Origin of the sequence: Sphingobacterium sp. ML3W (genome assembly GCF_029542085.1) — a bacterium.
GTDB lineage: Bacteria > Bacteroidota > Bacteroidia > Sphingobacteriales > Sphingobacteriaceae > Sphingobacterium.
Genome location: NZ_CP107036.1, coordinates 2,948,741 through 2,973,977, shown reverse-complemented (window position 1 = coordinate 2,973,977; position 25,237 = coordinate 2,948,741). Strand labels below are relative to the sequence as shown.

The 25,237-nt window shown below is 40.3% G+C and carries 21 protein-coding genes; 13 read left to right on the top strand and 8 right to left on the bottom strand.

Annotation, left to right across the window (positions count from 1 at the left end):
• Positions 1 to 160 precede the first annotated feature (160 nt).
• Positions 161 to 2,230, top strand: coding sequence for a hypothetical protein (locus OGI71_RS12645; RefSeq protein ID WP_282255832.1), 2,070 nt, complete (start codon positions 161 to 163; stop codon positions 2,228 to 2,230).
• A 186-nt stretch (positions 2,231 to 2,416) separates the two neighbouring features.
• Here OGI71_RS12645 and OGI71_RS12640 read toward each other — a convergent pair whose 3' ends face one another.
• On the bottom strand, positions 2,417 to 3,169 hold the full coding sequence (locus OGI71_RS12640; RefSeq protein ID WP_282255831.1) for a DUF6794 domain-containing protein: 753 nt from the start codon (positions 3,167 to 3,169) through the stop codon (positions 2,417 to 2,419).
• Positions 3,170 to 4,459: 1,290 nt separating this feature from the next.
• Between OGI71_RS12640 and blaOXA the strand changes: the two genes are divergently transcribed.
• A complete protein-coding gene (blaOXA, locus tag OGI71_RS12635) occupies positions 4,460 to 5,272 on the top strand; it encodes a class D beta-lactamase (protein WP_282255830.1) in 813 nt (270 codons plus the stop codon).
• Between the two features lie 63 nt (positions 5,273 to 5,335).
• Here blaOXA and OGI71_RS12630 read toward each other — a convergent pair.
• Together OGI71_RS12630 and OGI71_RS12625 are read right to left on the bottom strand one after the other, a co-directional pair.
• A protein-coding gene (locus tag OGI71_RS12630; protein WP_282255829.1) for an IS3 family transposase occupies positions 5,336 to 6,498 on the bottom strand; the annotation gives its coding sequence in 2 pieces (ribosomal slippage) (positions 5,336 to 6,246 and positions 6,246 to 6,498; 1,164 coding nt in all).
• A 453-nt stretch (positions 6,499 to 6,951) separates the two neighbouring features.
• Positions 6,952 to 7,404: a helix-turn-helix transcriptional regulator gene (locus OGI71_RS12625; RefSeq protein WP_282255828.1), complete on the bottom strand. Its 453-nt coding sequence runs from the start codon at positions 7,402 to 7,404 to the stop codon at positions 6,952 to 6,954.
• 790 nt (positions 7,405 to 8,194) lie between these two features.
• On the opposite strand from OGI71_RS12625, the gene OGI71_RS12620 reads away from it, so the two are divergent.
• The 3 genes from OGI71_RS12620 to OGI71_RS12610 are packed head-to-tail and all read left to right on the top strand — an operon-like array spanning position 8,195 to position 14,022.
• The gene (locus tag OGI71_RS12620; protein ID WP_282255827.1) at positions 8,195 to 11,389 is read left to right on the top strand and encodes a SusC/RagA family TonB-linked outer membrane protein; all 3,195 of its coding nucleotides are present in this window, start codon (positions 8,195 to 8,197) and stop codon (positions 11,387 to 11,389) included.
• A 9-nt stretch (positions 11,390 to 11,398) separates the two neighbouring features.
• A complete protein-coding gene (locus OGI71_RS12615) occupies positions 11,399 to 12,751 on the top strand; it encodes a RagB/SusD family nutrient uptake outer membrane protein (protein ID WP_282255826.1) in 1,353 nt (450 codons plus the stop codon).
• 17 nt (positions 12,752 to 12,768) lie between these two features.
• Positions 12,769 to 14,022, top strand: a complete 1,254-nt coding sequence (locus tag OGI71_RS12610; protein ID WP_282255825.1) for a TlpA disulfide reductase family protein — start codon at positions 12,769 to 12,771, stop codon at positions 14,020 to 14,022.
• Between the two features lie 39 nt (positions 14,023 to 14,061).
• Here OGI71_RS12610 and OGI71_RS12605 read toward each other — a convergent pair whose 3' ends face one another.
• Together OGI71_RS12605 and OGI71_RS12600 are read right to left on the bottom strand one after the other, a co-directional pair.
• Complete coding sequence (locus tag OGI71_RS12605) at positions 14,062 to 14,286, bottom strand: hypothetical protein (RefSeq protein ID WP_282255824.1); 225 nt, start codon at positions 14,284 to 14,286, stop codon at positions 14,062 to 14,064.
• Positions 14,287 to 14,370: 84 nt separating this feature from the next.
• The gene (locus OGI71_RS12600; RefSeq protein ID WP_147430542.1) at positions 14,371 to 14,595 is read right to left on the bottom strand and encodes a hypothetical protein; all 225 of its coding nucleotides are present in this window, start codon (positions 14,593 to 14,595) and stop codon (positions 14,371 to 14,373) included.
• A 723-nt stretch (positions 14,596 to 15,318) separates the two neighbouring features.
• On the opposite strand from OGI71_RS12600, the gene OGI71_RS12595 reads away from it, so the two are divergent.
• Positions 15,319 to 15,951, top strand: a complete 633-nt coding sequence (locus OGI71_RS12595) for a class I SAM-dependent methyltransferase (RefSeq protein WP_282255823.1) — start codon at positions 15,319 to 15,321, stop codon at positions 15,949 to 15,951.
• A 227-nt stretch (positions 15,952 to 16,178) separates the two neighbouring features.
• On the opposite strand, the gene OGI71_RS12590 is transcribed toward OGI71_RS12595, so the two are convergent.
• Positions 16,179 to 16,793 carry a hypothetical protein gene (locus tag OGI71_RS12590; protein WP_282255822.1) on the bottom strand — a complete coding sequence of 205 codons (615 nt, stop codon included), beginning with the start codon at positions 16,791 to 16,793 and terminating at the stop codon, positions 16,179 to 16,181.
• 240 nt (positions 16,794 to 17,033) lie between these two features.
• On the opposite strand from OGI71_RS12590, the gene OGI71_RS12585 reads away from it, so the two are divergent.
• Both OGI71_RS12585 and OGI71_RS12580 read left to right on the top strand, forming a co-directional pair.
• Entirely contained in the window at positions 17,034 to 18,038 is a 1,005-nt protein-coding gene (locus OGI71_RS12585; RefSeq protein WP_282255821.1) for a hypothetical protein, read from the top strand.
• Between the two features lie 170 nt (positions 18,039 to 18,208).
• The gene (locus OGI71_RS12580) at positions 18,209 to 19,261 is read left to right on the top strand and encodes a hypothetical protein (protein WP_282255820.1); all 1,053 of its coding nucleotides are present in this window, start codon (positions 18,209 to 18,211) and stop codon (positions 19,259 to 19,261) included.
• 322 nt (positions 19,262 to 19,583) lie between these two features.
• On the opposite strand, the gene OGI71_RS12575 is transcribed toward OGI71_RS12580, so the two are convergent.
• Positions 19,584 to 19,793, bottom strand: coding sequence for a hypothetical protein (locus OGI71_RS12575; protein ID WP_282255819.1), 210 nt, complete (start codon positions 19,791 to 19,793; stop codon positions 19,584 to 19,586).
• 410 nt (positions 19,794 to 20,203) lie between these two features.
• Here OGI71_RS12575 and OGI71_RS12570 point away from each other — a divergent pair, with 410 nt between their 5' ends.
• The 5 genes from OGI71_RS12570 (at position 20,204) to OGI71_RS12550 (ending at position 22,897) form a co-directional block, all read left to right on the top strand.
• The gene (locus tag OGI71_RS12570) at positions 20,204 to 20,848 is read left to right on the top strand and encodes a DUF6266 family protein (protein WP_282255818.1); all 645 of its coding nucleotides are present in this window, start codon (positions 20,204 to 20,206) and stop codon (positions 20,846 to 20,848) included.
• A gap of 92 nt (positions 20,849 to 20,940) precedes the next feature.
• Entirely contained in the window at positions 20,941 to 21,495 is a 555-nt protein-coding gene (locus tag OGI71_RS12565; protein WP_282255817.1) for a DUF6266 family protein, read from the top strand.
• A 36-nt stretch (positions 21,496 to 21,531) separates the two neighbouring features.
• Positions 21,532 to 21,918 (top strand): hypothetical protein, encoded by a 387-nt coding sequence (locus OGI71_RS12560; protein ID WP_282255816.1) that lies wholly within the window; start codon positions 21,532 to 21,534, stop codon positions 21,916 to 21,918.
• Positions 21,837 to 22,427, top strand: coding sequence for a CHAP domain-containing protein (locus OGI71_RS12555; RefSeq protein WP_282255815.1), 591 nt, complete (start codon positions 21,837 to 21,839; stop codon positions 22,425 to 22,427). Before OGI71_RS12560 ends, OGI71_RS12555 begins: the two co-directional genes overlap by 82 nt.
• An 11-nt stretch (positions 22,428 to 22,438) precedes the next feature.
• Positions 22,439 to 22,897, top strand: coding sequence for a hypothetical protein (locus OGI71_RS12550; protein ID WP_282255814.1), 459 nt, complete (start codon positions 22,439 to 22,441; stop codon positions 22,895 to 22,897).
• 568 nt (positions 22,898 to 23,465) lie between these two features.
• Here OGI71_RS12550 and OGI71_RS12545 read toward each other — a convergent pair.
• Positions 23,466 to 25,232: a glycoside hydrolase family 2 TIM barrel-domain containing protein gene (locus OGI71_RS12545; RefSeq protein ID WP_282255813.1), complete on the bottom strand. Its 1,767-nt coding sequence runs from the start codon at positions 25,230 to 25,232 to the stop codon at positions 23,466 to 23,468.
• Positions 25,233 to 25,237 lie beyond the last annotated feature (5 nt).

The following is a 25,237-nucleotide window of genomic DNA, read 5'->3' as shown; positions in this document are numbered from 1 at the left end:
GCCTATTTTCATTGTTTTTTACATGAGTGCTTCATGTTGAAATATTTATGATAACCGACTTTTCGGTATCTCGCCATTACCGCTTACATACACCTTCTTTCCCTCAAATAGCGGTTCCAGCCCGCCTACTTTTGCTATACATTTTAAAAGAAAAAGAAATATGGCAAATCAATTTTTAATCAAAAACACGATGGCAGAGATGCGGGCATTATCTGCAGATGAAATTACAGCATTGCAAAATGGAACTTACCTTGGGGTAAAGCTTTTCGGTTATTATCAGTTAGGGGATACTCCGGATCCAATTGTTTACTCTTATGACACCATAAGTTCAGCGGCCGATAACGGTGGTTCTGTAATCATTGTTGGTTCGACACGGTTAATCCACCATTTTAGTGATGGTTGTGTCGATGTTCGTTATTTTGGGACAAAACAAGACAGTGGGCAAACCAATAATACACCCTTCATCCAAAAGGCAGCCAATTTAAAATTGCCATTGATCATTACGAATGTAAACGATGGATACTATTTAATAGATGGACATGTGAGAATCTATAATTCAGTAAAGGGAATAAACAATCCCATTCTAAAGGTTGCAGAAAGTGTTAATGATAATGTTGAACTACCTTTAATGCGTAAGGGTGTCTTAGTATTGCATAATTCCCAAGATGATAAGTTTAAAACAATTGAAGGAATCACTTTTGATGGTAGCTGGAATAACACATCTAATCACTCTGAACAACAGCATAGTATCTGGATATCGAGTTCAAATAATGTGATTGTTCGAGAAAATGTTTTTAAAAATTGTCTTGGTGATGGAATCAGCATGCAGTATAGTAAATTAACATATGAAGAGGTCGACCAAAAGTATTCACAACATGTCATTATAGAAGACAATATTTTTGATAATCAATTTCGAAATGCAATTACAGCTAACAGTGCCAAGAAAATAACGATTGCAAGAAATAAGATAACAAAATATAACGCTTACGTTGCTCCGATTGATTTAGAACCTGTGAAGGATGCAAAGACTCCTATCTATAAATTAGAAGATATCATTATTGAAAATAATATCATCACGGCAGAAAATTGTAATTATTGCATTAATTTTTACGGGTCTCCTTTTACCGAAGGCCGAAACTTGATGGTTAATAATAATATTTTGAGATCCATAGAATCGGGTTTGAGATGTACTGCGAGTTTTGTTGACCTATTTGACATCACATTTAGTAATAATAGCGTTCATGCGAAGTTGATGGTTGATCTAAGGGGACCATTAAAATCTCATAATGTCAAAATTTATCATAACAAACCATTAGCTGGGAATAAAATAACCGCCATTGTTTCAGGTGCATATGCGGAGAATGTGGAGGTTTTTGGAAACTATAGTGATACCAGCGGTACCAACTACGAAAATATTTTGATTGGGGGTCAAGATGCAACGGATTTTAAAATTTATAACAATTATTTAATAAGTGATAAATCATGTGTAAAATTGAGTAAACCAATCCAGAATGTCGATGTTTATAATAATTATATGGAGAGTTCTGATAGTGAATGTATATTCTTTAGAAGTTTGAATTTTCAGGGAGATTATAAAAATATTAAGATCAGAAACAACTATTTAAACTCGGTAAGTAAATCCGTTACTATTGATTCCGATTTTACGGCAGAAAATGTTGAGATCTCTGCAAATATGTATGTCAATAATAAAACTTTTTCACCGGGCAAATTCGTTGTTGATATCAATAAATCTACCGACGAACTGGAAACACATAATATTATTCAGAAGTATTCAAGGGCTGTACCTATGGACGGATCTGGGTTTAATTTAAATTTGATTCAAAAGGTAGATTCTTATAAAGATGATTATGTCAATAGGGATGTGGTTGCAGATAAATATTATGCAATTCATAACGGGTATCTGCTCGGGATTGGATTTAATGGCGAACATATTAGAAAAATTGGCGATCAGCTCATGCCCAATTCCAGTCAGAAGAAAGTAGGGGAGAGGCTTACAAACCCTAAAGGTGGTATTGGTAATACATTGTTTATTGTTGAAGATGCGACCAATAAAAACTGGAATCCTGTTAAAACGATCCTATCAGGTAGTTCCTCACAACGTCCAATTGTAAACGTTGTCGGAGTTGAATTTTTCGATGTTACCTTAGGAAAACCGATCTATTGGAACGGTATTGATTGGGTTGATGCTAGTGGACAATCAACGTCATAAATGGTGAAGGTCAACATTTCATGTTGTAATTTTACACTGTCTCATTAAGTATGTAAGTTATAAAAATGCGGAGTTCGAAAGGATTTCGCATTTATTGTTTACACACTTAGTGGGACAGTCCCTAATTGACCAAAGAAGTGTTATTTTGTCAGCTTTATTCCGAGCATTTTTCTATTTAGTCAAGATTTATGGAGTCCAATACTTTTTATAATATTTTAGCTGCGATTTTACATCGGGATCTTTCCCCTTTAATTTCCGATAATAACTCGTTAATATGATACCGGACATGTCGTCAGGATGTCTTATTCCCCGTTTGGCGAAATATGCGGAAAGCCTTGAACCTCCCCAGAGTCCCCAGTTATTTCTCATCCACATTCCAAATCCGAAATGTGCGCCAGCCATAAACTCTGACTCTGTCATTTCTCTTACTTTATTTTTAGTGCTATCGTCCCAGAACGAGTCTATTTGGACAAAGCAATCTTCAAGGTTTTTCGGAATATAAATACCGGCAATTGTGTCCGCATTCATTCGCTGTTTAATTTCCTTTTTCAGTTTGTTTTCCTTCAGTTTGAATGACTTCAGGATAGAATCTTCTTTTACATAACCATCTGAGAGCAGCAGTTTATAGTATTCCAAAATGACATCTTTTTTAAAGTTGTGGATTCCTTTATTATTTAAATATCTAAATAATGGAGATTTTCGGGTTGAAAGGAGCGAGTCAATCAATTCAAATTCACTGTTAAGTTCATCGCTGGTAAATTCACTTAACTCTTCCTGATCAATATCCTTGATTACGTTTTTTAGGCTGTCCGAAACATTAATATTTAGGAATGAAGCTATTTCTTTCAGATTTCTAGGAAGAGAGTTTTGCGCAGAAGCAAAGGGCAGTGACAAAACAACTGATATAAGTGTAAGCAATATAAATTTTAGTGTCGCCATATTGTTGATATAAAGCAGTTTTAAATTCAAATAATTAGATTCAAACAGTTCTTTGAACTAATTTATGAATTTATTCTTTCAGAAGATATTTATTTATCGATGCTGTCAGCATCTTCCACCTCCTACAACGATACATTTGCAGTAACCGCCCGATTTATTTTTAGCACCGCAGGCCGAGAATGTAGGTTTGGTGCCACCACCAGTATTTCCAATGTTGCCGCTGTCTGTATTTTTGTAGGAGCCGTAGACTGCCGATCCTCTTTCCCTTATTCTTTTACTTCGAATCCCCAGGTTTGTGCTTGTGCGGCTTCAAATCTGGATGTTTGGATTTAGTGTCGGGCGTAACCCGTCGTCTTATGTCGGGTGTGCCATCAGGTTTGTTTAGCTTCGGTCCTGGTTTGATTGCTTTAATTGTTTCCATATAAAAAATGCTTTTACCTAAAATATGATGAAATTTTATACGGCTTTTGTGGTATCCCGTAATAAGTAGGCTTGATAATTAATTTGGAAAATATATAAATTTATATAACCTAATGCTTTTTTCTAAAAGCATCAATTTCCCATTTACTAAAATGTCTTTCTAAGCGATAAACCTCTGCTGTATCTGTTGTATATTGATAATATTTGTAAGTCTTTTCAAATTCTCTTATATATTTAAATATAAATCTGTCTATTTCTAGTCTAATGCCTGTATCGTATTCCGATTAAATTGCTATTAAGAATTGCTCTATAATATCCATTAGTTCCCACACTTCATTGTAGGTAGGGAACAGATCTTGTGTCATAATATTGATTTCGCTGTCTGTATGAACTTAAAATTTATCACGTAGCAATTTTAACTTGTTAAGTGTTGAATGTTGATCATTATTTTCGATCACCTTTAAAATCTCGGTAAAGCAGTCTAGGGAAATATCTTCTTTGAATTCTTTATTTAGTAGCTTATCGTAAAGTTTTCAAATACCAAATTTTTCACCCTTTGATCTGGATAATATTTCGTTATTTCGAGTACAAAGGGTACCCAGCTTTTTCTCGAAAGCTCTAAGTAATGGTATAGAGTTAGGAAAGAATGCTTTCCTATTTAAAGAATCTGAACAAAAATGATTTCTTGTATAACTTAATTAGATTTAAATGAAGTAGTCATAACTCTAATCTATTTTTTTCAGTTGTTAATTTATTGCAACTGTCAGATTAAGTCTTGACTATTTCATTATATGTATCATTAAATTGGATGCTATTGTTATCCTTTGTACATTTAAAAAGAATGAACCAACTTTTATTATTGAGAACAACATGAAATCTATAAAAATCTATTCCCTTCTAACTTGCCTAATTGTAATTTTACTAGTCTCTTTTAAATCCACACCTCGTAAAATAATCCGGGAAGATTTTAAACAATTCTATGATAACTATAAGGTGCGGGGCTCGTTCATTATGTATGATCAGAAAAATGATCAGTATACGATTTACAATCAAGAACAAATATCTGTACCGTTTACTCCAGCATCTACATTTAAGATATGCAATTCATTAATATCGTTAGAAACCGGAGTTGTTAAAGACCAATATGCTGTCTTTAAATGGGATGGAAAAGAACGTCAGCTTGCAGTATGGAATAAAGACACGGATATGAAGGATGCATTTAAAAATTCTACCGTATGGTATTATCAAGAGCTAGCAAGACATATAGGTGAGAGACGAATGAAGAACTGGCTGGATAAAGCAAAATATGGTAATGCGGATATTACTGGCGGTATTGATGGTTTTTGGTTATCGGGTAAACTGAGGATCACACCCAATGAGCAAGTTGATTTTCTACGGAGACTTCATGATGATAAGCTTCCTTTCTCCAAACGATCAATGGATATTGTAAAGGACATAATGATTGTTAAGGATACACTGGGTTCTGTCGTAAGGGCGAAGACTGGATCTGGCAAACAAGATCAACAATATGTGGGTTGGTATGTTGGTTACGTCACAACTAAAGATAATATTTATTATTTTTCAAATTGTATCCAGTCAACTAATAAAAATCCTGATTTTGGAAAAGCAAGATTTGAAATTCTAAGTGATATTCTTGATGAATTGAAAGTGTTACAGAAGTAAAGTTCTATATAGCTTTCAAAATCATTACTCATTTATCCTTAGCCTCTTTTGTGTATTCTCACCCTAACTAGCTATATTCAAAACTAAATAATTCCAATCGAATTTATTGTTATTATCTCGTTGGAATGTTGGGAAATTTTCCTGTTTTCCATATTTCATTAAAAATTCTACAGGTGTAAGTTGCCCTAGCGAAGAATGTGGCCTGACATTATTATACATCCATGCCGAGGCATTGGCGAACTTTCTGATCGCAGTTAGGTTTTCAAACATGTAACTGTCCAATACATCCTGTCTGAATGTTCTATTGAACCTTTCGATAAGACTATTTTGAGTCGGTTTGCCTGGTTGGATGAAACGCCATCCAATGCCATTTTGGGAACACCATTCCTGTAATACCTCCGCAAGAAACTCAGGGCCATTGTCCGATCGTATGCATTCCGGTTTTCCTCGCCATTCTACAAGTTTTTCTAGTTCTCTGACCACTCTGACTGCAGGAAGGCTGGTGTCTACCGTAATAGATAATGCCTCCCGATTAAAATCATCTATGATATTCAGTGTCCGAATGCTCTTGCCCATAGATAGTGTATCGTGCATAAAATCAAGACTCCATGTAATATTTGGCCCAATTGGGCATAATAGCGGAGCTTTTACTCGTGCTGGTAAACGTTTCTTGCGCTTGTTGCGCAGATTTAGCCGCATCGCAGTGTAAATACGATATACCCGTTTGTGATTCCACATAAACTGTAGCTTCCTTAAACGATGGTACATCATCCAAAATCCCCAAGTACGATGAAGATCCGCAAGGATGGATAATTGCTCTATTACCTCACTGTCATCGCTGCGCTTGGCTTGGTAATAATAAACCGATGTGCTGATATTAAATAACTTACAGGCCTGACGAAGACTGGTTCCAAACTCCTCTCGCGAGTAGCCAACAAGCTCACGCTTCTCGACAGGCCCTAGAGCTTTTTTTCGATAACATCTTTTAAAACCGTAATCTGCAGAGCTTGTTCGGCAACTATCTTTTTATATTGAGCCAGCTCTCGTTCCATATCTTTCATTTGTTTGAGCTGAGAAGCCTCCATTCCAGAGTATTTACTTTTCCACGAATAAAATGTTCCCTGACTGATCCCATGCTCGCGACAGATGTCAGATACCGATTGACCTGATTCTTGAAGTGATAAGATCTTAATGATCTGTGGCTCGCTGAATTTACTTTTTTTCATTGTCCCTAATTTATAAAACTACATTAATAATCGTAGCTATTTTTTGGGGAGATTACAATTCCAGCTTATTATAGTAGATTAATAAGTTTTAATGGAAACAATGGACCTCTCGCAATCACGGAGATAAGAAATGCGCTGGTTCATGGTAATGTGAATAAGAGACGAAAAATGCTTACTATATCAAATGAAGTGACATCTGAGGTGCTAGATTTGGGGCTATGGTATGTAGAACTTACAATTCTTTATATCTTAAAATATCATGGAAAATATTGCAATCGGACCAATTCTGATAAATGGAAAGGTATGGGTGAATCCTTGCCATGGAATGTATAATTTCGGCTTGACTATGTCCCAACTATATATTAAATTAATGAATAGTCTCAAATTGGAAATAGGTTTTAAGTTTAATCCTATGACCAAGTTGGTGTTGCGCTACCAAATATTAAGTATATCTTACTTTTTCTTTAACCTCTTCACCTCCTCTGCTAAATCAGCAACAACTTTTGTCAAATCCAAAATTGCTTGAGTTTTAACAGCGTCGTCCTGAACAAGTTTTTCTAAAAGTGTCTCAATTTTACCAACACTGTTATATGTGACATTAGGTTGGTTGCTAAGTCCAAATGAATTCTCCGATACTGTAAACGAATTATTATTTTGAATATTATATATCGCTTTCTCTTCATTGAAGGCACGGATGAATTCTACAGTCACACCTAATGCTTCGGCTAACTCCTTTAAAGCTGGTTCAGAAATGGTCCATGAATTTTCAAACTCAGAAATTCGCCTCTGATCAAATTTGCTTTCGCATTTTTGTCCCAAAGCCTCCTGTTTCATACCCATGATTTCACGAATTTTTTTTAGATTTTTTCCTTCGTGGATTTTCTCTTCTTGAAATGCAACACCCATTTTTTATAGATTTTTAATAAGTTCGGTAACTTACCGGTATTTTACCATTTTGCTCTAAATAATTGGTTCCTTACCTTTGATATAAAGGTACGAATATTTGTCGATAAAATTAGCTTTATTAAGACTTAAAGCCACTTTTAAAGTAAATTATTTGTCTTTAGTATATTAAAATAATACATTTGCACCATCATAAAGGTGGATGCACTTATGAGTCTTGGCTGTGAAACGTGAGAAATTTCAAATGGAACAAGGCGATTAAGTGGATCAACGCCCGTCAGCAATGGCGTGGCGTCCGCTTACTCGTTCCAGGGCTTCTCACGGCCTCACAGCGGTAGGTTGGATGTCACGCCATTGTTGGTTTCTACACCTGCCACAAGACTCGTTTCAATAAACAAACGAGTTATGAACAAAAAACAAATTACAAAAAACAAAATTAAGCCAGCGGAGTAGCTCTGCAAGCAAAGTCATATGATGACTTCCTCAAATCTTGAAGAGCGTAGCGACCCTATTATTTACCTAGAAAATCTCACTCAAACGCTCTTAGGTTGCAACTATCAATCATTTTTTTATTTGTGACCTAAACTAGGCTTAGGAGCAAAAGCGATGCATTTGTAAGTATCATAGGATTCTAATCCAGCAGGTCACAGCCCTATTAACACCTTTAAAAATGACTCATTTTTACAAGGGTGGGAGTGGACTGCCTATTGGTGCGCAATGCTTCTGCCCAAAACAAGCTAAATCGAACTGTTTAAAATTGGCAATCCTTTTTTTGGGTATTGTAATGTTTTCTATGTTTAGTTTATCGGCTCAGACGCCCCGCAAGGACAGCGGGGTCGATGGGCTAAAACAGGAACTGTTACGAGGTACGGTGGTATCATCTCTGGATGGGAAGCCTCTGGTCGGCGTATCTGTACGGATACCGGATGAAAAGGGGAGTGCCAAAACCGATAAAACCGGAAATTTTACAATTCCGGTTACAAACCGTAAAGGAAAGGTAGCGCTTTCTCATATCGGTTATAACGACCAATTAGTCGATTATCAGATAGATATCAAGCTTAATATCACCCTTTTTCTCAAAGAGAATACGCTCGATGAGGTGGAAGTGGTCAGTACGGGATTTCAGAAGATTCCGCGGGAAAGGGCTGCGGGTAGCTTTGAGTTTGTGGATAATAAGCTGCTGAACCGCAAAGTATCCATGGATTTTATATCGCGGTTGGAAGATGTGGTACCCAGTATCTCAACGGTAAAGATGCTGGATGAAAACCGGGGTAAATTTCCCAATATCAATGTCAGGGGCCGGAGCTCAATCAGTTCTAACATCTGGCCGCTAATCGTGGTAGACGGATTTCCCTATAGTGGCAATTTCAATAACATCAATCCCAATGATATCGAAAATATCTCCATCCTAAAGGATGCCTCGGCGTCATCCATTTGGGGTGCCCAGTCGGGCAATGGTGTGATTATCATCACAACCAAGAAAGCAAAACGAAATGAACCTTTTAGGGTATCCGTCAATGCAAATACGACAGTTGAAAATAAGCCCAACCTTTACTATTTCCCACAGATGAATACCTCGGATTTTATTGATGTGGAGCTGATGCTCTTTGAAAAGGGGTTTTACAACAGTAGGATGTATGACCGAATGTATACACTCACCCCAGTGGTGCAACTGCTCAAAGACCATCAGGAAGGTAAATTGACGGAGGCACAGCTGACCGGTAAAATAAATGAGCTGCGGTCGATAGATATGCGGGATGATTTTTCAAAATACATCTATCGCAAAGCGGTAAAACAGCAGTATAATGTGCAGCTGGCAGGTGGTGGACAAAAACTGAGCAATATTTTCTCGGCTGGCTTTGATAAAAACCGAGGGGCGGTGGTTACCAGTTCGTCCGATAGGCTCTCTTTCCGTAACCAGACCGCCTATCGGCCCATTGACCGATTGGAGCTAAACCTCAGTACACAGTACACACAGTATACCACCAAGGATGCCATGGTGTCGATCAAGTACAATGAAATGGGAGCGGGCTATGGTAACTATCCCTATATGCGCCTGGCGGATGAAAACGGCAATCCACTAGAGGTAGAGACCGTGGGCCTGAGCCGTGACTTTAGGGATACCGTGGCTGGCGGAAGACTGCTCGACTGGAATTACAAGCCGCTTGCCGAACTGTACGAAACACAGATCAAGGATAATACCAAGGAGATCATGTTTTCATTTGGGGCAAACTACCAGATACTGCCCGAACTAAGGCTTTCGCTGCTCTACAATTTTAGAAAAGCAAATACCAAACAGGAAAATTGGCGGGGGATAGGCAGCATGCACCAACGCGATGAGATCAACTATTTCGCATCATGGGACAAGCAATCTGTCAAATGGAACTATCCGGCCGGCGACTACCTCTATATCTTAAATGGTAGCAGTGATGCACAGCAGGGAAGGGTACAGCTGGACTATAACCATAAGTTTGCTGACGCCCACGAAGTCAATGTACTGCTGGGCGGTGAGATCCGTCAGGATCATTCGACAGCGCACTCATCGGTATTCTTTGGTTACGACCCTGCTACACTGTCCTATCAGGAAGCAGACCTTGTACATGATCACCCTTATCTCAATGGGATCCTGGGTATCCGCAAGATCAATAATTACCCGCAGTTATCGGAGGTAACCAATCGCTTTACATCTTACTTTGCCAATGCCTCTTATATCTTTAGACAGCGGTACATCTTTAATTCTAGCATGCGCAAGGATGCTTCCAACCTGTTTGGGGTAAGTGCCAACGATCGGGGCAAGCCATTTTGGTCCATAGGTGCCGCCTGGTTACTTTCCAATGAAAGCTTTTTGACCGATGGCCCCTTTTCTACACTCAAGCTGCGCATGACCTATGGTAAAAATGGGAATGTAAACAATGCCACATCCGCTTATCCGATTATGCTACGGTCTACTCAAAATCACTTTTTGACCGGATTGCCCTATGCAAGTATGCAGAGCCCGCCAAATCCCAATCTGAGATGGGAGACGGTAGGGATGTTTAACCTGGGGATGGATTTTGGGCTCAAAAGTGGCCGTCTGAGCGGTTCGGCAGAATATTATATCAAAACGCCAAAAGACCTGATTTCGGCTACGCAGATAGACCCGACTACAGGTTTTGCATCGCTCAATGTGAACAGTGCCAATCTCAAAGCCAAAGGGATAGATCTTTCGATCCATTCAGTCAATATCAATGCTACAGATTTTTCATGGCGCTCGGATCTGGCTTTTTCCTATAACCGTACCAAGGTGACAAAATCTTATCTGGCCGATCAGCTTGGGCGCTATTATCGCTCTGGGGCATACTCCATGAATGTCACACCGATCGAAGGGGCTGATTTGAATAGCATCATCAGTTATAAATGGGCGGGGCTGGATCCGGAAACAGGAAAGCCGCGGGGCTATGAAAATGGGGAGATCTCCACCAACTATACGTCTATTGTAAATGGCACATTGCTGGCCGATATGCATAACTCGGGCTCAGCGCTGCCGCTTTACTTTGGATCACTGCGGAATAGCTTTGCTTACAAAAACTGGGATTGTTCGTTCAATATAAGCTTTCAGTTGGGACACAAGTTTATGCGCAAGTCGATCAACTATTCAACCCTGGTGACAAACCAAGTGGGGCACGCTGACTACGCCAAAAGATGGCAGAAACCCGGGGATGAAAAGATAACGGATGTACCTGTGTTTACCTATCCAGCTAACGCTCAGGAGGCAAATTTTTATATGTATTCTGCCGCTCTGGTGTCGCCAGCAGACCAGATCAAGTGGCGTGATATTCAGATCGGCTATTCACCCAAAAACCGCTGGCTAAAAGACCTCCGTGTATACGCCTATGCGGTCAATATCATGTCCATATGGCGGGCAAACAAATGGGGGATAGACCTCGAATTTGGGAATAATCCGCCCGACCCATTTGCCGGATCATTGGGACTTAGTTTTTCTTTTTAACACAATTATATGAAAACTTATATCATACTTACCATAGGCCTATTGATGGCCTCCTGCTCGGATTTTCTTGAACTCAAGCCCGACAGGAAAATGGATATTCCGAGTACGCTAGCAGATTGCGAATTGCTATTGAATGAATATTCTGTACTTAACAGCAGCTTTGCAGTGGCAAATTTAATTGCAGGTGAAGAGTTTTACCTCAACAGCGAAGACTGGAGTTCCATATCGGATCCTGATGAGCGAAATGCCTACATCTGGTCGGATGAGCCCACGATCAATGCCGCAGCATGGCAGGGGCCCTACAAGGCGGTTTTCTATGCAAACCAGATACTCAGCGTGGTGGATGCGCTTTCCGCGCAGGAGAAGGACAGTCAGCAAGCTAAGGAGATTGTGGGTAACGCTCATTTCTTTCGCGCTTTTGCCTATCAGCAGTTGCTTGAGCTCTATTGTCTGCCCTTTAATAAAAATACGGCGGCCGCGGAACTGGGGCTACCCCTGAAATTCACGCCAGATCTTGAGCTGCCCAAGGGAAGGGCTAGCCTGTTGGATACCTATCAGCAGATTCTGTCAGACTATCAGATGGCTGCAGAAAAGCTACCGCTAAGGGCTATTGCCAAGAGCAGACCCAATAAAACAGCTGCCTATGCAGGACTGGCTCGCCTGTATCTTGATATGCAGGACTATGCGGGTGCCTTTCGCTACGCAGATGATGCATGGAAGGCACAGCCAAATTTATTAGACTACAATACACTGGATATATATGATGAAATGAGCATCCCCAAGAATAACGCGGAGATCATATTTACGGCGCAGACATTTTACTCGGAAACATTAACCCCCTATGCCGCTCGGATAAATTCGGACCTGATGGCGCTTTATGGGGATGCTGACCTGCGTAAATTGATCTACTTCCAGCACAATGATTTTGATCCCGGAACCTACGGTTATAAGACCAATTACGACCAGAGTGCTATTGGGGCATTTATAGGCTTTACGTCCAGCGAGATCTTATTGATCCGTGCGGAGGCAGCGGCCCGATTGAACAGAAATACGGATGCCTTGGCTGATATCAACCTGCTGCGCAAGAACAGGTTTGCACAGGGGAAATTCGTTCCCGTCGAATGGGAGAATGATATATTGCTATCTGAAATATTGAAAGAACGACGACGCGAACTGGTATTTAGGGGAAGACGCTGGGCCGATACGAAACGGTTGAATCAAGAAAATAAGACAGCGATTGTACCCCAACGCCAAGTCAACGGAGCTAATTATAAGCTAGTGGTAGGCAGTCCTAAGTATGCTTTTTTAATCCCACGTGCCGTAATAGATCTAAACCCGACTATAGAACAGAATAAACGATAATATTTATAAATAGAAAAATGAGAACATTATTATTAACATTAGGCTTATTGATAGCCTTTCAGATTAGCTTTGGACAACATAACGCAAAGGTAGATTTAAGTAAGCAGTTAAAAATCAACGCTGCGGTACCAGATATGCCTGTTATGGAAATATTGAACTTTTCAGGGACAAAGGTCGACCTGGATGATTATAAAGACAAGGTATTGATCCTGGACTTTTGGGATACCAACTGTGCTACCTGTATCCAGCTGATGCCCCATGTCAAGGAAGTGCAAAAGGAAGTAGGGGACAAAGCCCAGATCTTTGCGGTGACTTGGCAATCCAGAGAGCTGATAACGGAATTTTATAAAAAGAATAAATACCTCAAGGAGAAAAATGCATATCTGCCCACAATCGTGTCGGACTCGTTGTTAAAAAAATATTTTCCCTATCACGGGGTGCCACATACGGTGTTTATTTACAAGGGGAAGGTAAAGGCAATCACTTATCCAGATTATATAAAACCGAAGTTTATCGACGAGCTTATTGCTAACGAGAAATTGGATATCCCCGTAAAGGATGATTTTAATACCAAAACTGTGACGCATGATCCGGCCGATGTTAACCTGAAGGGCAAGGTATTGATCACAGGCTATCAGGATGGCTTGCAGTTTAAGGGTGGACTACCAATCGAAAAGGATTCGGTAACGGGAATGTTTGTGACGAGCCTGATCAATACCAGTATTTTTAATGCTTTTAAGCGACTATATAATTTCATTGACCCTCCAAATTTTCTATGGATTCCAGGTAGAGTGGAATGGGAGGTAAAAGATCAAAATAAATATACATATAAGTCTAACACGATCGGACCAAGGATATGGGATACGAAATATGCGATCTGCTATCAACGTTTTAGTCAGGATACTTTGCCTAAAAAGGAGATGGCTAAATTGGTGATGAACGACCTTGTTTCATTTCTGGGGGTAAGTGCATCTATTGAAAAGAAAGAAAAAGACGTAATCATTATTAGAAAGACCGATAAATCAAGCGAAAATGCTGTTAAGCCAACGGATGGTCGGCGAGTGGAAGGTGCAGATAATCTTGCTTTTTTACTGGATGTAAGTGAACTATATCCACCGGCATTTGATGAATCGGGCTTTAAAGGAATTATGGATATTCCTGATTATAGCTCCTTGGAAAAACTAAATGAACAGATACTTTATTACGGCTTGGAAGCAGTCCGTGAAAAGAAGGTGATCGAGGTTATGATCATTAAGGAAAGAGAGCATTAATCAAGGATAATTACTACCCTTGATTAATTTTCGGGATAATTAAGGAATCGACCGTAAGTGAACATTTGCCGTATTCATTTGCGTATTGAGTGCATGAATCATTTCATTCCTCAGTGGAGTGGTGAATACAGGTTTATTGTTTGCATTTGCACTTGTCTGGATTGCGCAGATGTAGTCAACACCCGTACAGGACGGTGTACCCGTTATAATCCAGTCGTTAGGATCTGCGGGATCACCACCAGCTACTAATTGAAACCAAGGCATAATTTTTAAGTTTAAAAGTGAAACATTTGATTTTCAGAAAGGGCGCCTTGTGAGCGCCCTTTGAAATAAGGTATTAGGCCTTATTTATGGGTTTGTTCTTAACTGAACGTTGGTGCTACTGGAGTTTGTATTCAACGCTGTAATCATCTCATTCCTTAAGGAAGTGGTAAATACAGGCTTGTTGTTTACATCAGGACTTGTCTGAATTGCACAGATATGATTCGCACCACTACAACCGGGTGAAGTCACTTGATTGTAGTCGTTTGGATCTGTCGCATCTCCATTAGCAAGTAATTGAAACCATGCCATAATCGTATGATTTAAATTGCCTAACTTAGATTTATGAACCAGTCACAATGCTATTGTCCATATCGGTCAAAAAAATTGGACAGTACATTGGCCCCGAGCCCGCACGTAGCGGACTCTTTGGTCTGGCGCTGGGACTCCTTATTCTGCCAGACCAATTCTTCCCCTACCGCCTCGCGGGAAGGTCGTAAACCTACGGCCGTGTCGATCTCTGACTGGCCCTGCACAACAACAGTTTCCCAGCGAGATGCGATGATCTCCTGCCATGCCCCTGACATCCTCCTGCAGCATTGCTGGATGGCCCTGCTTCGGATCGCTCACTGCTGAGTAGATCGGGCTTATCTCCGAGATATGTCTGTTAGCCTGTCCTTTGCCGTTTGACTGTTGTTGCTTCATTACTGTAATTTAATCCTTCGTACTTTTCTTCTTTCGTTAACTCAAAGATATTGCAGGGTTTTTCACCAAAACGAGGACATCAGGTGGCCTAAAAATTATTTTCGCCTACATATCATTGTATCGCCCGACAAATAGATCGCAATGAATGCGATCGTTCCTAAAGGGGGGCTGTTTTCTAAAATCCGACCAGCAAAATGGATTGATAGCAAGAGCTTATAGACTCTTTTTTGTAGATTTAAGTCTTCATAGTTAAATAGGTCAACAGCCCAAACGGAATATGACAGGTGCAACAGCCTATAAATTAAATAAGTTCATAACATAAAAACATGTATGGAAAGATTCAATCGTAAAAATCACTGGGAAAATATTTACAAGACCAAAGAGCTTAAAGAGACAAGCTGGTATCAGCAAACACCGCAAACATCCTTGGATTATTTAAGTGCTTTTAATGTACCTGTCTCTGCAAAAATTATTGACGTTGGTGGTGGTGATAGCTTGCTGGTCGATTATCTAATAGATTTGGGATATGAAGATATTACGGTCTTGGATATTTCCGAAAAAGCTATTGACAGAGCAAGACAACGGTTAGGCGATAAAGCTGATAAGGTAAAGTGGATCGTCGAGGATATTACTCATTTTGTGCCTACAGAAAGTTATGATTTTTGGCATGACCGGGCAGCTTTTCATTTTTTAACAAGCGAAGATGATATTGCAGGTTATCTAAAGAAGGTAAAAGAAAATATAAATCCAGATGGAATTTTGGTTATAGGCACATTTTCTGAACAAGGTCCAAAAAAATGCAGCGGCATTGAGATCAAACAGTATTCCGAATTAAGTTTAACAAATCAGTTCAAGGATTATTTTAATAAGATCAATTGCCATAGCGTAAACCATCGGACACCATCTGACACGACACAGAATTTTGTGTTTTGTAGCTTTCGGAAATCGGCCGCAAATGGATGACAGAATTCATGTGTTGTAACCGCAAGATTAGCTTTTCTGGGGTGAATTGATGCAACAAAATTTAATCGTATTACTACTGCCCACTCTACACTTGATTGATTCAATGCATCAAAATTAAACTGCTAGAGACTTCTCTATTTCTGTTCTGATGTCCTTGATCTTTCTTCATTAATTCAAAGATATTCCAGGATTTTTGACCGAAGCGAGGATATCAAGTTACCTAAAAATCACTTGCTCCGTACATATAATTGCTTCGCCCGACGAATAGAACGCACCGACATGCGTAAAAGCCGCGCTTGCTCGGTTTGACTAAGCGTATGACAGAGCTGCGGTAGTTGGTCTGCGAAGTAGAAATAACGATCTGTGGATATAAGCAATGAATCCATTACCCGAAGATGGTCAAGTTGGTATTTTTTCTTATTGACCAAGAGATCAATTAACGTGTCGATGGCTTTTTCCTGATTACGATAGGGGCCTATGGCTTTGTAGGGAATCTTGAGGACTAATCCCGATTTTAAACAGACAATATCTCCCAATGCTGGACTTCTGCTAAAAAAATGCATCGTCGTGAAAAATCCCATATGGGGTAAGGCTACCGTCATGATGAGTCGTTCGTCCCGATCGGGACAATAACGCTCTTTTGCCAATATACCTACCAATACAATGTAGAGTGTGGATTGCATATGTGGAGTCTCCGATAGGATCTGACCTCTTGTCATCGGTATAATCTCCCCATTTTTCAGCAACCAGCTCTTGTGGAAGTCTTCAAGCCCCGGATGAAATTTTTCCCAATAGGTATAAAATGTCAGGAGTGCTTCTTTTTCAGAATAGTATGTTCCCATTTAGTCAAATCGTTATTATAATATGGCAATGGTATGCTCAATAATTGGCCGTTTGCTCATAAGGTTTATATATGTTCTCGATATTCATCAGGAAATGAATTTCGAATAAAGTAAATTTAGGCACTTTGATATTCATTCGAAAGGTAATTGTTTTACCAAAGAGCCTGCATTTGGGTAAATATATTACCTATGTTGGGCCTGTTTAAAATAATATATTTACAGCCAATTATTTGACCGATTATGATTGAAACAAAAGGTAAACCTAGGTGGTATGATTATCTTATCTGCATTGTTGCCGGTATTCTAGTGGTGGCTATCTGTAATTTTGCGGCTTATATTCCTGCGCTTAGGTCTTTAGCTGAGCCCCTTTATGATAAAATGATTGTAGACCGAATTACATGGTCTTTATCATCGGCGACGGCTTTTTATGGATTTTGGTTCTGTACCGTCGTTATGATCGCACAGCTAAATTTTAAACATAACCCGCCCAATGATCAGGCATTATGGGCTGTCGTCCCTTATACGTTCACCCACTTATTTTTTGGATATGCCCTCTTTAATACAGGACGGAATAGCAGTGCGCTGGGCAAAGCTTTAGCTGAAGTGTATGTTTCGAGAATCGAACCAGAAATCATGGCTTTTTATCGACAGGTTGATTTTAAATATTACTTATCAGCAGTAATAATTGGCTATTTTGTATTGATCTTCTTCAAAGGATATCGAAAACGAATGTTTGCAATTTTGAGTGCCCAGTATAAAAATCCCGCTAAAAAAACGAGATCAAAAGATCGTGAAGATAAGCGGTTAATAGACGAAGCACAAAAGCTTGCCAATACATTTGTAGAGGCAGAAAAAGTTAAATCTACTGATCCAGCTAGGGAGATAATAGATGTGGAGTTTTTCGCATTTATATATGGAGAAGATTTTGATTATGCAATAATTAACGAAGGTCATGTCATCCCTTTTTTAACTGAGGACGATGAGCCGCTTGACACAATCTTTGAAGGAGATTTTATACAGATCAACAAGACGTTGTATATTCGTGCTGACCATATTATGTTATTCGACCTGGAAGAGTACTATATTATTATATCTCCTGTCCTTGAAGATCTGTTTGAAAAGATCACCAAAAAAAATGTGCAAAATAAACTTTATTCGTACCGCTGTCTGCATAAGCCCGGAGGCTATTACCGGATAGAGCCTACGTTGGTAGCCAAAATAATAAGTAAATTCAAAATGGATTAGCAAAAGATCAATATTTTATTTCTAGCTGCTTGACGGTAAAAATTTTACCGTTAGATAAATCGTTTGGTAAAATAATTGTATCATATAAAGTTTTATTTTTAATCAATTAAGGTTTATGTTATATTTAAAGTTTATTATTTTAAATAATTAACTTTAGCGTTATCCAGTTTATGCAGCCTGATATTGATATACAACTTATCCTGTTTCAGATTATCGAAGAAAAAATAAATGACCCTGATCGAACGACAGCGGAAATGATGGAATTGCTTTGCATTGAAAAGCGTTCGCTGCGCAATCGGCAAAGGGGTACGACGTATTTGACTGGTCCCGAATTTTATCGGCTTGCTCGCCATTTCGATATCCGTATGTACGATATCGAACGACAATTGCAACAGCGGGCAGCAGCAGAAGCCAGACCTGAAAAATTATCGGGCTTTGCACCCCAGACTGTATTGTCAATCGACTCCAGCTATATACCACTGTTGCGCCTCGAATTTACAGACCTTCAACAATATATCGAGGCCCTCTGCGAGGAAATGGAAACCTTGGCCAGCAGGGACAGTCCCTGGGTAAAAATGGTATGTTCGGAGGTGCCACTGTTTCATCTGGTGGGCTTTGAGCAACTGGCTTTTTTTAAGATTTTTATGTACTATCATCATATTGTGGATGAAAGAATCACCTTTGAAGAGTTTCTGAGAAAAGTAAAGCACTTTGACTTGTCATTACGCTTTCGTACCATATTTGAAAGCTATGCTGCTATTGGCAGTGAAGAAATATGGGATAGACATACTTTTGAAAAACTGCTCCGGCTCATTGATGAGTGTTATGTATATGGTAAGTTTGAACAGCAGGAGACTGTTGAAGGGTTGCTGGCTGAGGTCGATGAGCTCGTGAAATACCTCAATCCCATCATTCTGGAAGGTAAAAAAATAAAGGGAGCATGGATCGAACTCTATGATTTTGAATCGGTCATGCGCGAGGGTATTACACTAATGGGAGTAGGGAATAAGCCTAAAAAAGCATTTTTTACCTTATTTATGCTGCAAAATGTCAGCACCACCCATCCAGAAATCCTGTCCTTTCTGGAGCGGGTATTTCATGCAATTTTAAGGCGGTCCAATCTGATGGTCAAAAGCTCAAGTCGGCTCAAAAGTAAATTTCTCAATTTACTTTCTGAACAGGCTATGCAATACCGAAATAAAATTCTTAAAAGTCATGAATAAATGGGATGGGGCAAGTGGTGTAGGTATGAAAATCTTCAATTATTATAAACCCGATCAATTGGTTTTCCGGCTGTGAAAGGGGAGGGCAATTGATCCTAAATCCCAATCTATGAATAAATATTTACATTGTGAGGGCTGTTTTGACATTTCTGCTAAGCCAAAAGAATGTCGCCAGCCCTGTTTGCATGACGCATTCAGGTATCTTGTTGACAAGATCACGGATTCTTCCGAGCAGATCAAAGCATTGATTCTCCGAAAACTGCCCGATCCTCCGCTAGAACTGGTGCATAGCAAAGAGGTATGCCGCTACGTAGGCATTGTTTCAAAAACACTCTACCGCTGTGAAAAATAGGGTTTGATACTCCCGATCAAAAAAGACCACACCGGCAAATATTTTTTGCATGCGGATATGGTCGCTTTCAAAAAGAAATACCACCACCTCGCGGATTAATTTTCCTGTAATCCGATTCTTCACTTTTCTTCTTTCGTTTACTTTCGATTTTTTTAGATAACAAAGCTTTCTCCTTTCCATTTTCCGTCCCTTATTCAAGACTTCTTCATTGCTGCTTCGTACCATATTCGCAATCACTGCTGTATTCCGCTACATATCCTCCACTGATTCCCTACTAAAAGAGTAGGAAAACAGTAGGTAATAAGTAGAGAAACAGTGGATAAATGCCGAATCAAGTACGGATAGGGCACGAAGTGATATTGAAGCGATATCGAATTGGCCAGGTTACAGAGATCTTTTTGGCATGGACAGCAAACGGACAATTGTATGCGCTATAAATCCTAGGGCAAATAGGGCTAGGACAGCGATCGGACTATCCAATTTTCTACCTTGAAATTACGAATTATCGATTTTATGTTTGTTGTTGTAAAGCATGATATACCGGTAAAAGTCAAGTTTTTACATGTTTTAAACTTTTAAAAAATAATAACATGGGAACAATTAGAAAAGGTGCAAATGGTGGATTCAGTGGTAAAGCTGGGTCGGTAATAGGAGCTAGCTGGAAAAGCATTGATTACATCCGTGGGCTTTCAAAAAAAAGCAATAAGCCCGCGACTGAAGAGCAACTGATTCAGCAGGCTCGGTTCTACACCATTGCCAAATTTATTATGCCTATCGCACCCTTTGTGCAGGTAGGTTTTTCGCAGATCAACGCCAACACGATGACGCCAACAAATGCGGCGCTGCAGGCCAATATCAAGACGGCTGTCGTAGGGACCTATCCCAACTTTACGCTTGACTATGCTAAGGTACAAATTTCGCAGGGAAGTTTGCAGCCCGGTGGTACGGTAAAAGCTGAGGTGGCCGCCGGAATGTTAATGGTCAGCTGGACAAATAAAGCTATTGAAATCCAGCACGGCAATCTTGACGATCGTGTCTACATTTTGCTGTACCAGCCTGCGCTGGACGAGTTTATGACAGCTCCCGAACCTCCTACCAGGGGATTGGGGACAGCAGATATTGAACTGCCAGAACACTTCCTCGGAGGTAAAGGACAGCTCTGGCTCTTCTTTGCCGATCGTAAGAACAAAAGGATCAGCCGAACACACTATCTCGGCGAACTGGATCTAGTCTAGTGTTAAAGCAATATGACCGGTACGTAATACCGGTCATATTAAAATTAGTAAGGTGTTTACTCCCATACATTTGGGAATCAATTGTAAATGAAATGAAAATATTATCGAAACAAAAGGAAAGTCGGGTTTTTGTGGCCAATGGGACCGAAACAGTGCAGATGAAATTCACCAAAGCGAGGAAATTCCTCAATCCGGTGAATTATATCATACAGCTGGGTTATACCTCACGTAAAAACAAAAAGTCGGCGATCGGGCGTGCAATGTCTGCCATATTACACGGGGCCATGGTAGGTACCTATCCCAATATTGAAGTAGACCCAGCAAAAGCAAAATTGAGTGCGGGCGTGAAGGCTTCCATGAGGGTCTACTCCGTTGAGCGTCAGGGAGCAACTATTGGGCTAACTTGGGATCCCATCGCGGAAAAATATAGAAGGGATGAACGGGATGATGGCGTCATCCTCTGTGCGTATGCTATAACGCAAGAGCTGGCTGCAATCAATGAGGAAGTGGCCCTGCGGCATGATGGCAAGTTGCAGCTGCAGTTACCCGAAGGAATGGAAGAGCTGCCTGTACATCTTTACTTGATTGTACATGATAGAGATAAAACTAATTTTTCAAATAGTCAGTATCTGGGGCTATTCGCATAGCTACTATAGATCGGATTATTAAATGATTTATTAAAAATGAAAACATTACAAAACGAAATGGTCACTGATATCGAGGATATCTATTGGCCTTTAACAAATAGGCAGCTTCTCGGAATTGTGCTGGTCTGTCTTTGCTTGTTTTTTATTTCAGCGGGTCTTTTGCTCCAGGCCATAGATCCCACAGCCGGTGTATTGGATATCGGTATCCTATCGGTCTTGCTCTTTGCTATCCTGACCGGATTGCTTGCGATCTACTGCTGTTACTGGCTGCAGGAACTGCTCTGGCAGCCTTTTAAGTTTTTCCGTCAGGACCTTAGTTATCACTTTAATCAATTGACATCATGGCAACAATGCATTCTTTATTTTTCGGTGTTCTTTTTGTCGCTGTTCTCTTTCTTGGCGGTTTTAGCCATCCTGCTGTAGCGCGGAAACCATTTGGAAATCAGCCCAGGTCTATAGCTATGGGGGCCAGACCTGGGCATCAGGATCGCATGGTCGCTCTTCGCAAACGTATTGTCCAGATTGCTGTACAGGAGATCGGTATTACGGAAGCAACAGGCAATAATGATGGCGCTAAGGTGGAGGAATACCTGGCCTACACAGGTCTAGGCAAAGGTTATGCCTGGTGTGCGGCGTTTGTGTCCTGGTGTTATGGAAAGGCGGGACGTACAGCACCACGCAATGCCTGGAGCCCAGCACTATTTCCCATGGCCCGTCGTTATACCGGGCAGCAGATAAAGCGGGAGAGCATTCGGCCGGCAGATCTCTTTGCGATCTATAGTCAGCGGCAGGGACGGATCAACCATGTGGGGATCGTCCAGAAAAGAGAAAAAAGTTTTATACTGACTGTGGAGGGAAATGTGGAAGATCGGGTGCTGTCTAAGCGGCGTCCAATCGTGACGATCTATGCATTTTCAAATTGGATAGACTGAGAGGAGGGGATATGGAAAAGTATATTTACAAATGTCTACTCTTTGTCATTGCATGCTCGTACCTAGGTTCCTGTAGGCTCTATCAAAGTAGGGATAAGGAGAGTTGGTTGTCTAAAAGCGATATGGCTCAGCATCATAAGCAAATAGAGCTACAATATGGCGTGCAACATGACAGCCAATCTCGGTACTGGTTATTCTGGTCTGATAGCAATTTTCGTTTTCATCCGGATAGTGGATTGATTGGACAGCATGGACAACTTGTTATGCTGGAATCCAAAGTGAATACAGGTGTCAAAAATGAGCTTTCCTCCCAATCCAGCGATAGGCGCTTCCAAACCGAGCTAAAGTCGAGTATAGATAAACGTAGGTCACGGGCGATCCCAAATCTTTGGTTAATCACTTTATTAGGAGCGATTGTACTTCTGTTCGGCTGGAAATTTCGAAAGTTTTTCAAAACCTTCTTGCCCTGAAAATGGTTGTTTAATTACCTTAGGCATTAGATTTATTGTATTTTTATAGGCTAGGTGTTGATTCCCTAGCCTATTTTATTTTATATACTTTCATTGGCAGATGCCTATTGTTGTTAGATACAATGAAGATTTGTGCATAGGAGACTTTCTCGAAATACGCTTGATTACATCTTTTTGTATGACACCTAAGTTGCTTTTGCCTATGTGGATAAAGGACTATAAAAATTAGCGCTTTGAACTATTTATTTTTAACACAACGGATTCTAACAGCTTCACTAGGGGCTGATGCGCTCGGCCTAAATGTGGCGGGGTGATAACATGCAATAATCATTTTTGAAAGACAGCTAAGCACTTTGGGCAGGTAGGTCGGCTTTGGTACCGTTGCTCCTTTGGAAGCGCAGTAGATCTGGTCTGTTGCTAGAGAGAGTATATGAAGGACGGGTATATGGGAGCGGTTGTTTTTTATCTGTTTCTGGCGACTTTAGCAGACAAAACTCGACTTTAGAGCTTTGTCTGCTTTTTTGCTCGTAATTTAACGTTTATATGCTTTTAAATACCAAAAGTCTAATTAGTAGCTTTTGAAATGATCAGCTACAAGGTACCAAGCCTTCTTTTTTTCTCCACGGTCGGATAATAATCCTTTTCTATTCCATCCTTTTTGATAAATTGGATGTGCCCTTCCCGGCGAACGAAAGTCAACCAGGAGCCATGGCGTCAGTCCCCGCAAAAACGGTATATTCTTAAACATTTTAAATTGACGCCTATAAATATCCAGCAGGTAATCTTCACTCCAGCTACTTGCCCGTTTGGGATCTATATTGTTCCCAAAGACTGCCTCACCACCAAATTCTGAAAAAATAAGTGGTTTATTGAAGCTGGAGATCCATTCGACTTCTTGATCCGTTTCGGGCCAAGGCTTGTACCAGCCCAGGTATTGGTTGATAGCCATAATATCCATCACACCGTTAACCTTATCTTCGATATAGGCTTTGTTGCCTTCAAAACGCATATTATTGAGTGCAGAAGTCACAAGGCGGGTATTGTCCAACGATTTGGCTAAATGATATAACCTTGTTAATGAACTGTCCCGTGCCGCTGAGGGGTATGTCTCATTCGAAAGACTCCAGATGATAACTGCTGATCGATTTTTATCACGGGCAATCATCTCGCTAAGCATGAAGTTCATTTTGTCCTTCATGCCCGGATCTGCAAAGTCGATTCCCTGATAAATGGGTAGTTCTTCCCAGACCATCAGTCCCATTCTCTCAGCCATTTTTACCATTTTTTCATGATGTGGATAGTGTACCAGACGGACATAATTACAGCCCAGCTCTTTAGCCCAATCCAACAGCATTTTATAATCACTTTCGCTGTAAGCGCGGGACCGGCGCTGGGGAATTTCTTCATGGATATTAATCCCCTTCAGAAAGATGGATTTGCCGTTCAACAAAATATTTGTTCCATCCACCTTAATTGTCCGAAAACCAATCTGTTCTTTAAGACGATCGGTCTCGGCAGAGACATGAACTTCATATAACTTCGGATTTTCAGGTGTCCACATCGTTTTCTTCCGTAATGGAAATCTGAGTATCGCTTTTCCCGCTTTATCTGTTCGGGTTTTAAAATTGATATGCAATTCTGGAATGTTGATTTCGATATCCTGTTCTTTTGAAGGACCATCAAGCGTTACATATCCGTCGATAATATTTTCATCATTCTGCGCCAGCTGAACAAAATAATCCTTGATATAGGTTTTGGGTGTTTGTACGAGGTTGACGTCCCGTGTTATTCCACCGTAATTGAACCAGTCGAAGCCAAGACCCGGTACCCCGTCTTTGATACGTTGATTATTGGCTTTAACGATGATACTATTTTCGCCCTTCCTCAAATGATCTGTGACTTCAAATTGGAAAGGTGTAAAACCGCCTTCATGTTCCCCAATCTTGAGCCCATTGAGGTAAACTTCGGCCTTATAATTTACGGCAGCGAAGTGTATGAAGAAGCGGTTATTGTCAGTTGTCTGTATTTTAAAAGTACGTTTGTACCAGACACTGCTTTCATAATAGTTGAGTTCAGGAAGTTGTGTGTTGAAGTCTCCAGGTACGTACAATTGCGGACCGCCTTCAAAGGAGGATTCGACAAAGTCCGTGTTGCCCAATGGCTTCCGGTCTTTATAGTAGGCGGCCCAATCGCCCGACCCGGTATCAAAGGGATCTATAATGACGTCCCACAAACCGTTTAAGCTGCTCCTCTGCCGCCCTTCGATATGAATCATGGCAGATTGTCCAAACAGCAGGAACGGAAATAAGTGGAAGAAGACTAAAATAATTTTCATGTTGG

Coding starts and splice junctions, on each gene's coding strand:
- OGI71_RS12645 (WP_282255832.1), top strand. CDS start 161: ATGGCAAATCAATTTTTAATCAAAAACACGATGGCAGAGATGCGGGCA.
- OGI71_RS12640 (WP_282255831.1), bottom strand. CDS start 3,169: ATGGCGACACTAAAATTTATATTGCTTACACTTATATCAGTTGTTTTG.
- blaOXA (WP_282255830.1), top strand. CDS start 4,460: ATGAAATCTATAAAAATCTATTCCCTTCTAACTTGCCTAATTGTAATT.
- OGI71_RS12625 (WP_282255828.1), bottom strand. CDS start 7,404: ATGGGTGTTGCATTTCAAGAAGAGAAAATCCACGAAGGAAAAAATCTA.
- OGI71_RS12620 (WP_282255827.1), top strand. CDS start 8,195: ATGTTTAGTTTATCGGCTCAGACGCCCCGCAAGGACAGCGGGGTCGAT.
- OGI71_RS12615 (WP_282255826.1), top strand. CDS start 11,399: ATGAAAACTTATATCATACTTACCATAGGCCTATTGATGGCCTCCTGC.
- OGI71_RS12610 (WP_282255825.1), top strand. CDS start 12,769: ATGAGAACATTATTATTAACATTAGGCTTATTGATAGCCTTTCAGATT.
- OGI71_RS12605 (WP_282255824.1), bottom strand. CDS start 14,286: ATGCCTTGGTTTCAATTAGTAGCTGGTGGTGATCCCGCAGATCCTAAC.
- OGI71_RS12600 (WP_147430542.1), bottom strand. CDS start 14,595: ATGGCATGGTTTCAATTACTTGCTAATGGAGATGCGACAGATCCAAAC.
- OGI71_RS12595 (WP_282255823.1), top strand. CDS start 15,319: ATGGAAAGATTCAATCGTAAAAATCACTGGGAAAATATTTACAAGACC.
- OGI71_RS12590 (WP_282255822.1), bottom strand. CDS start 16,793: ATGGGAACATACTATTCTGAAAAAGAAGCACTCCTGACATTTTATACC.
- OGI71_RS12585 (WP_282255821.1), top strand. CDS start 17,034: ATGATTGAAACAAAAGGTAAACCTAGGTGGTATGATTATCTTATCTGC.
- OGI71_RS12580 (WP_282255820.1), top strand. CDS start 18,209: ATGCAGCCTGATATTGATATACAACTTATCCTGTTTCAGATTATCGAA.
- OGI71_RS12575 (WP_282255819.1), bottom strand. CDS start 19,793: ATGGAAAGGAGAAAGCTTTGTTATCTAAAAAAATCGAAAGTAAACGAA.
- OGI71_RS12570 (WP_282255818.1), top strand. CDS start 20,204: ATGGGAACAATTAGAAAAGGTGCAAATGGTGGATTCAGTGGTAAAGCT.
- OGI71_RS12565 (WP_282255817.1), top strand. CDS start 20,941: ATGAAAATATTATCGAAACAAAAGGAAAGTCGGGTTTTTGTGGCCAAT.
- OGI71_RS12560 (WP_282255816.1), top strand. CDS start 21,532: ATGAAAACATTACAAAACGAAATGGTCACTGATATCGAGGATATCTAT.
- OGI71_RS12555 (WP_282255815.1), top strand. CDS start 21,837: ATGGCAACAATGCATTCTTTATTTTTCGGTGTTCTTTTTGTCGCTGTT.
- OGI71_RS12550 (WP_282255814.1), top strand. CDS start 22,439: ATGGAAAAGTATATTTACAAATGTCTACTCTTTGTCATTGCATGCTCG.
- OGI71_RS12545 (WP_282255813.1), bottom strand. CDS start 25,232: ATGAAAATTATTTTAGTCTTCTTCCACTTATTTCCGTTCCTGCTGTTT.